The sequence below is a fragment of the Pseudomonas peli genome (assembly GCF_050563605.1).
In the GTDB taxonomy this organism is placed as follows: domain Bacteria; phylum Pseudomonadota; class Gammaproteobacteria; order Pseudomonadales; family Pseudomonadaceae; genus Aquipseudomonas; species Aquipseudomonas peli_A.
On sequence record NZ_JBNXUH010000250.1, the window covers coordinates 1 to 290 of the forward strand.

Sequence of the window (290 nt, forward strand, 5' to 3'; positions counted from 1 at the left end):
GTTTCTHCTTTCTTTTTTTCTTCTCTTBTTCTNTTCTNTCTGCTTTTTCTCTTNNTCNTGTCTCTTTTACACTTCTTTCGCTTCCGTCTACTCTCCTCGTTTTTTTTTTTTTTTTTTTTCCTTTTTTTTTTTTTTTTTTTTCTTTTTTTTTTTTTTTTCAACTGCCCCGACCCCCGCAGAGACCCACACTCGGGGCGCGCCGTCGGCAGCGTAAGATGTGTAAAAGAGACGGGGGAAGAACCCCAGCCCCAGAACGATGATCACCCCGCCGGTGGAGCGCACCCGGGGAA

The 290-nt window shown here is 44.5% G+C and carries 1 protein-coding gene; it reads right to left on the reverse strand.

What is annotated here, in order from left to right; translation table 11 throughout:
- Positions 1–87: 87 nt before the first annotated feature.
- On the reverse strand, positions 88–290 hold a 203-nt coding region (locus ACQ4LH_RS21625; protein WP_430699002.1), incomplete at its 5' end, for a hypothetical protein.